The organism is Pseudomonas sp. Sample_10 (assembly GCF_004321495.1).
In the GTDB taxonomy this organism is placed as follows: Bacteria; Pseudomonadota; Gammaproteobacteria; order Pseudomonadales; family Pseudomonadaceae; genus Aquipseudomonas.
In genome coordinates, this window is record NZ_RCOE01000292.1 from 58,648 (window position 1) to 64,795 (window position 6,148).

Here is a 6,148-nt window from a genome sequence, read left to right on the forward strand (position 1 = left end):
CATGGATAAGTTAATCCCCGATCCGCCCTTCGAAACCGAAAAGCCCTACAGCCCAAGCCCGTTCTTCACAGTCCTTCCGGACATCAGCACCGAAAACCTCCTCGTCCACGCCTGTGAGTCATTGGCCTCAGCCAGTGTCATGACCAATGATTTCGCCACCTTCCTGACCGGCACTCAGCGCAACACCGCATTGGCCATCGCGCAGATCATCATGCTGGCGGAACTGGCGGTAAACCGGGCGCTGGATAACGTTGATCCGCAGGTATAAATCTGCGCCACCGCATAATTGTTTGTGCACAAAAGCTGCGAACGGCATCAATCCAATGTGGGAGCAACGTCGCTCCCACATTGGAGCTGTGCGAACCGTCTCAACCAACAGGCTGAGACTCAGCCACCACTCTCGGTTCTTCGACCTTTTGCAGCACCGGCATCTCCAACCGCACCCGCCCATAAAACGCCAGCGCCGTCAGCAGACAGGCGAGCCACACAACTGTCCCGGCCCAGAACGTGTGGGACATGTAGTGCCAGCCCTGCAGCACCCGCGTGGTGCCGTAGACGAATCCCAGCGCCAGCGAGCCGTACAGGATTGCCTTGGAATAACGCCAGCGATAACGCCGTGCCACGAAGTACAACGCCAGCAGCGTGAAGCCCCCCGAAGCATGCCCGCCCGGCCAGCAGCGACCGTCACCGGCGACCTTCAGCAAATCGAAGTTTTCGTACCACTCCTTGTGCTCGATCTTGCCGCCGTACTGGGTGGTTTCAATGGGGCAATACACACTGGTGTGGCCCTTGAGGTAGTGGATCAAACCGGTGCTGATGGAAAACGCGAACACTACGTAGAGAAAATCCCGTCGATGCTTGCTGGCAAACCGCAGCACTGCCGCGACTTTTATTTTTTCCAGAAACGCGATGATCTTCGGATGTTTTTCCGCCTTCAGGCGCGGCCAGAGGAACGACAGCAAGGCGCCCACGATGGCGATTTCGCCGGTCCAGTTCGGAATGATCCGTGCCCATTTATGCGTGATCTTTTCGAACAGATGCACATGGTCCAACGGGAATGTTTGCGTTACCGGATCAAAGAAAAGATTGCTGAAGGCGATGTCGATGCGGGTCAGATCGAACGTCAGGAACACCAGAACCGCACAGGCCAGCGGGATACCGAAGTTGACCGCATAAAAGCGATAACGGGAGAGTGAATTCATTGGATTGTCACCGAGCGCCAGTCCGAAGCATCGATCAGGCCGAGCATGCGTGGCGCTTGATGTTCTGCCGCAGTGATGAACAGCGAGGCGCCGTAACCCGGGGTGGCGTTCGGCTGTTTGAGGTCTTTCTCCAGTTGCACCATGCATTCGCTGTGCGTCACCAGTATCAGATTGCGCCCCGCGACTTTGTGCGCCAGCGCATCGCGCAACATGGAACCCTTGCAGTCGACCAGCCAGTCGTCACCGCTGCTGACCTTGTTGAACATGTAGCCGGCCGTTTGCGCCGTGCGCAGTACCGGGCTGTTGTAGATGTCGGCGCTGTCGAGCCCCAACTGTGCGAACCGCGCACCGACGGCCAGCGCAACGCTGCGCGAACGATCGGTAATGCCATCGTTACCCATCAGGCAAGCGGCGCGGGAGTGATCGCAGCGTTCGACATGGCGTACCAGCACAATCAGGTCGCCCCTGGCCCACTCCGACAGCATCGCCCGGGCACCGGCGACATTGCCGTGAGCCAGGTCCGGCACGGCGGCCGGCCGTAACAGAAACACCGTGAGGGGGATCACCAACAGCGCCGAGGCCAGTACCACCGCGGCATTGTGATAACGGGCAAAACCGCTCAAATCGATCGAGCGGTTTATTCCGAACAGATTCAGTCTCAATTCCACATCAAGCCGCCTCGCCGGCATGCAACCTTTGATTCAATGCGGCGAAGGTAAATAGATTGGCGTCGGCAGCCGGTGAAACGCATGTGAAAAAAACCTTGTTACACGATCCCTCCGACAAAATCCTTTCAGCTCTCGCGATGGCTGCCGATACAGTCCGTCTACACCGCATGCTGGCCCCCAAAAACAACAATCTTCCAGCCAACCGACGATCGAGAAACATTACGTTCCTGGAGGAATTTTGATGAATAGCTGGTTCGGTAATATCAGCGTGAACCTGAAACTGGGCCTGGGGTTTGGCCTGGTACTGGCCTTGACCTGCGTGCTCGCCCTCACCGGCTGGACCAGCCTGGGCAGCCTGATTGACCGCAGCAACTGGATGAGCGACATCACCCAGCTCAACGCCGGCCTGACGAAGCTGCGCGTGGTGCGCCTGCAATACATGCTGACCAACGGTGACGAAACCACCGCACAAAATGTGCAAACCACCCTCGACGCGTTTTCCGCTCAACAGCAAGCTTTGCTGGTCAAATTCAAGAGCCCGGAGAATCTCAAGCTGCTCAGGGAGCAAGGTACTGTCATCGATGCCTACAAGACGTCCCTGAACAAAATGCGCGGCGCTTATCGCGCTGGCAACAGTGCGCGCGACGTCATGACCACGAATGCCGAAACGGCCAGCACGCTGATCAACGACATCAACATCCGCGTACAACAAATGCCGTCGAGCGAGCAACGCTTCGAACAGTTCCAGGCCATCACCGCCGCCAAAGAAGCCTTCCTCCTGGCCCGCTACGAAGTGCGTGGCTACACCGCCACCTCCAACGCCGAGACCGAGCAAAAAGCGCTCGCCCAACTCGACTCCGCGATCGCCAGCGTGAAGTCCCTCAATGCACACTTCGCCGACGCGCAACCAGACGAACTGCGTCGACTGGAAACGGCACTCGGCAACTACCGCAACGCCTTGCAGGCTTACAAAACCGCGAACAGCGATATCGTGCAAGCGCGCAAGGAAATGACCGACCAGGGCGCAGCCATCGTCAGCCTGAGCGAGCAGCTGTATCAGATCCAGCTTGACCGTCGTGATGCCGAAAGCGCCAAGGCCCGCACCCTGCAACTGGTCAGCACGCTACTGGCATTGCTGGTGGGCATCATTGCCGCGGTGCTGATTACCCGGCAGATCACCGGCCCATTGCGCGACACCCTGGCGGTGGTCGATCGCATTGCCAGTGGCGACCTGTCCCAGGACGTCAAGGTCACCCGCCGCGACGAACTCGGAGTTTTGCAACAGGGCATCGCACGCATGGGCGTGACCCTGCGCGATTTGATCAGTGGCATCCGCGACGGCGTCACCCAGATTGCCAGCGCCGCCGAAGAGTTGTCGGCCGTCACCGAGCAAACCAGCGCCGGGGTCAACAGTCAGAAAATCGAGACAGATCAGGTCGCCACCGCAATGCACGAGATGACGGCCACCGTGCAGGAAGTCGCGCGCAATGCCGAGCAAGCCTCACAAGCGGCTGCGGCCGCCGATGGCGAAGCCCGCGAAGGTGACAAAGTGGTGGGCGAAGCCATTGCCCAGATCGAGCGCCTGGCCAACGAAGTGGTGCGCTCGACCGAAGCCATGAGCGTGCTGCAACAGGAAAGCGACAAGATCGGCAGCGTCATGGACGTGATCAAGGCCGTGGCCGAACAGACCAACCTGCTGGCGCTTAACGCAGCGATTGAAGCGGCCCGCGCCGGTGAAGCCGGGCGTGGTTTTGCCGTGGTGGCCGACGAAGTCCGTGGCCTGGCCCAGCGCACGCAGAAATCCACCGAAGAAATCGAAGGCCTGGTGGCCGGCCTGCAGAACGGCACCCAGCAAGTGGCTGCGGTGATGAACAACAGCCGCACCCTGACCGACAGCAGCGTCGCGTTGACGCGCAAGGCCGGCGCATCACTGGAAAACATCACCCGCACGGTGTCGAACATCCAGTCGATGAACCAACAGATTGCCGCCGCTGCCGAACAGCAAAGCGCCGTGGCCGAAGAGATCAGCCGCAGCATCATCAACGTGCGCGACGTCTCCGAACAAACCGCTGCGGCCAGCGATGAAACCGCCGCCTCCAGTGTTGAACTGGCACGATTGGGCAATCAATTGCAGGCGATGGTGAGCCACTTCCGCGTTTGACGCCGGGTCAGCGCTGAATGAAAGATCCATTCGCGAGCAAGCTCGCTCCCACAGGTTCAGTGAGCAACCTGTGGGAGCGAGCTTGCTCGCGATGGGGATCTATCTGTCACTGAACATTTTCAAACACTGATCGCATTGGTAAACACCAACCGATTGCCAAACGGATCGGTCACGGTCATGTCCTGGCTGCCCCAGGGCATGGCCTGGATGTGAGGGCGGGCGAAGGTGTATTCCTTGGCCAGCAGTTGTTGCTGGAAGGTTTCCAGTTCATCGGTTTCGATGCGCAGGGCCGAGCCCGGTGTCGCGTCGCCGTGGTGTTCGGACAGGTGCAATACGCATTCACCGCGGGAGACTTGCAGGTACAGCGGGAAGTTGGCTTCAAAGCGGTGTTGCCAGTCGATCTTGAATCCGAGGAAGTCGACGTAGAATTCAACTGCCTTTGTTTCGTCGAAGATCCGCAGGATCGGGGTGGTTTTGCCGAAGCTCATCGAGTTGCTCCCAGACAGAAATGGCCCACAGTGTAGCCGGGCTGTACGTCAGCAATTCGGCTTGTTGAGGGCATTCTTTAATCTCAATGTGCCATCACTGTGACGCATTGCTCGAATTGCCTTTAAAACCCGTCGCGCAAGTCACCTTCCCGCGCCAGAAACCGCCCTTCACGTCGCCCGTTGGCTTGACCGTCCCGGTAACTCAGGACGCCATTGATCCACACCCCTTCAATGCCTTCGGCCGCCCGTTGAGGATCGTTAAAGTCGGCGACATCGCGAATGGTCGCGGGGTCGAACAGCACCAGGTCCGCCCAATGGCCCTGACGAATCTCGCCGCGCGCCTTCAAGCCGAATCGCGCCGCCGACAACCCGGTCATTTTGTGCACGGCGGTGTGCAGCGGGAACAGGCCTACGTCGCGACTGAAATGTCCGAGCACCCGCGGGAACGCCCCCCACAACCGAGGGTGCGGAAACGGGTCTTCCGGCAAGCCGTCGGAGCCAACCATCGACAGTGGATGGGCGAGAATTCTGCGCACGTCGGCCTCGTCCATCCCGTAATACACCGCACCCGCCGGTTGCAGTTGCCGGGCAGCTTCGTGCAACGACAGGTTCCACTCGGCGGCGATGTCGATCAAGTCACGCCCGCCCATTTCCGGGTGCGGCGTCGACCAGGTAATGGTGATGCGATGGGCATCGGTAACTTGCTTGAGATCCAGCGTCGAAGAGCTCGCGGCATAGGGATAGCAATCGCAACCCACTGGATGGGTTTTGGCGGCCTGTTCGAGTGATGCAAGCAGTTGCGGACTGCGGCCCCAGTTGCCGGCGCCTGCACATTTGAGGTGGGAAATGATCACCGGCGATTTCGCGTGGCGGCCGATTTGGAACGCCTCATCCATGGCTTCCAGCACCGGTTCGAACTCGCTGCGCAAATGGGTGGTGTAGACCGCACCGAACGCCGTCAGCTCTTCGGTCAATTGCATGACTTCGTCGGTGGAAGCCGAGAAGGCGCTGGCGTAGGCCAGGCCGGTGGACAAACCCAACGCACCGGCTTGCAGGCTCTCGCGAAGCTGCTCGCGCATCGCGGCGATTTCTTCGGGCGTTGCCGTGCGAAACAGGTCATCAAGGTGATTGCTGCGCAACGCGGTATGCCCGACCAATGCCGCGACGTTCAACGTGGTGTTCGCCGCTTCGACCGCCGCGCGGTAGTCGCTGAATGTCGGATAGACAAACGCGGCCGCGCTGCCGAGCAGGTTCATCGGGTCCGGTGGATCAGCGCGCAAACTCACCGGCGAGGCGCTGATCCCGCAGTTGCCGACGATCACCGTGGTCACGCCCTGGCTGAGCTTGGGCAACATCTGCGGTTGGCGGATCACCACCGTGTCATCGTGGGTATGCACGTCAATGAAACCCGGCGCCAGCACCTTTGCCGCCGCGTCGATCTCTTCACGGGCGCGGGCGTCATGCAAGTCGCCGATGCGCTCGATGCGCCCGTTCAGGATCGCCACGTCAGCCGGGTAACCGGGGCTGTTGCTGCCGTCGATGACCAGGGCATTGCGGATCAGCGTGTCGTACATCATGTCAGTCTCCCAGCGGCAGGTGATCGTCGCCGCCGCGGTAATCGTCCAGGGC

The 6,148-nt window shown here is 60.0% G+C and carries 6 protein-coding genes; 2 read left to right on the plus strand and 4 right to left on the minus strand.

Features of this window, described 5'->3' with window-relative positions:
• Position 1: 1 nt before the first annotated feature.
• Positions 2-268 (plus strand): DUF6124 family protein, encoded by a 267-nt coding sequence (locus tag D8U18_RS27840; protein ID WP_056854928.1) that lies wholly within the window; start codon positions 2-4, stop codon positions 266-268.
• Between the two features lie 100 nt (positions 269-368).
• Here the strand turns inward: D8U18_RS27840 and D8U18_RS27845 are convergent, their stop codons facing one another.
• Together D8U18_RS27845 and D8U18_RS27850 are read right to left on the minus strand one after the other, a co-directional pair.
• Complete coding sequence (locus tag D8U18_RS27845; protein ID WP_131109187.1) at positions 369-1,202, minus strand: phosphatase PAP2 family protein; 834 nt, start codon at positions 1,200-1,202, stop codon at positions 369-371.
• Positions 1,199-1,870, minus strand: a complete 672-nt coding sequence (locus D8U18_RS27850; protein WP_131109189.1) for a histidine phosphatase family protein — start codon at positions 1,868-1,870, stop codon at positions 1,199-1,201. Before D8U18_RS27850 ends, D8U18_RS27845 begins: the two co-directional genes overlap by 4 nt.
• Before the next feature lie 241 nt (positions 1,871-2,111).
• Between D8U18_RS27850 and D8U18_RS27855 the strand changes: the two genes are divergently transcribed.
• Positions 2,112-4,031 carry a methyl-accepting chemotaxis protein gene (locus D8U18_RS27855; RefSeq protein WP_131109191.1) on the plus strand — a complete coding sequence of 640 codons (1,920 nt, stop codon included), beginning with the start codon at positions 2,112-2,114 and terminating at the stop codon, positions 4,029-4,031.
• A gap of 119 nt (positions 4,032-4,150) precedes the next feature.
• Here the strand turns inward: D8U18_RS27855 and D8U18_RS27860 are convergent, their stop codons facing one another.
• Positions 4,151-4,519, minus strand: coding sequence for a glyoxalase superfamily protein (locus tag D8U18_RS27860; protein WP_130906215.1), 369 nt, complete (start codon positions 4,517-4,519; stop codon positions 4,151-4,153).
• 122 nt (positions 4,520-4,641) lie between these two features.
• A complete protein-coding gene (locus D8U18_RS27865) occupies positions 4,642-6,096 on the minus strand; it encodes a D-aminoacylase (RefSeq protein ID WP_131109193.1) in 1,455 nt (484 codons plus the stop codon).
• Positions 6,097-6,148 lie beyond the last annotated feature (52 nt).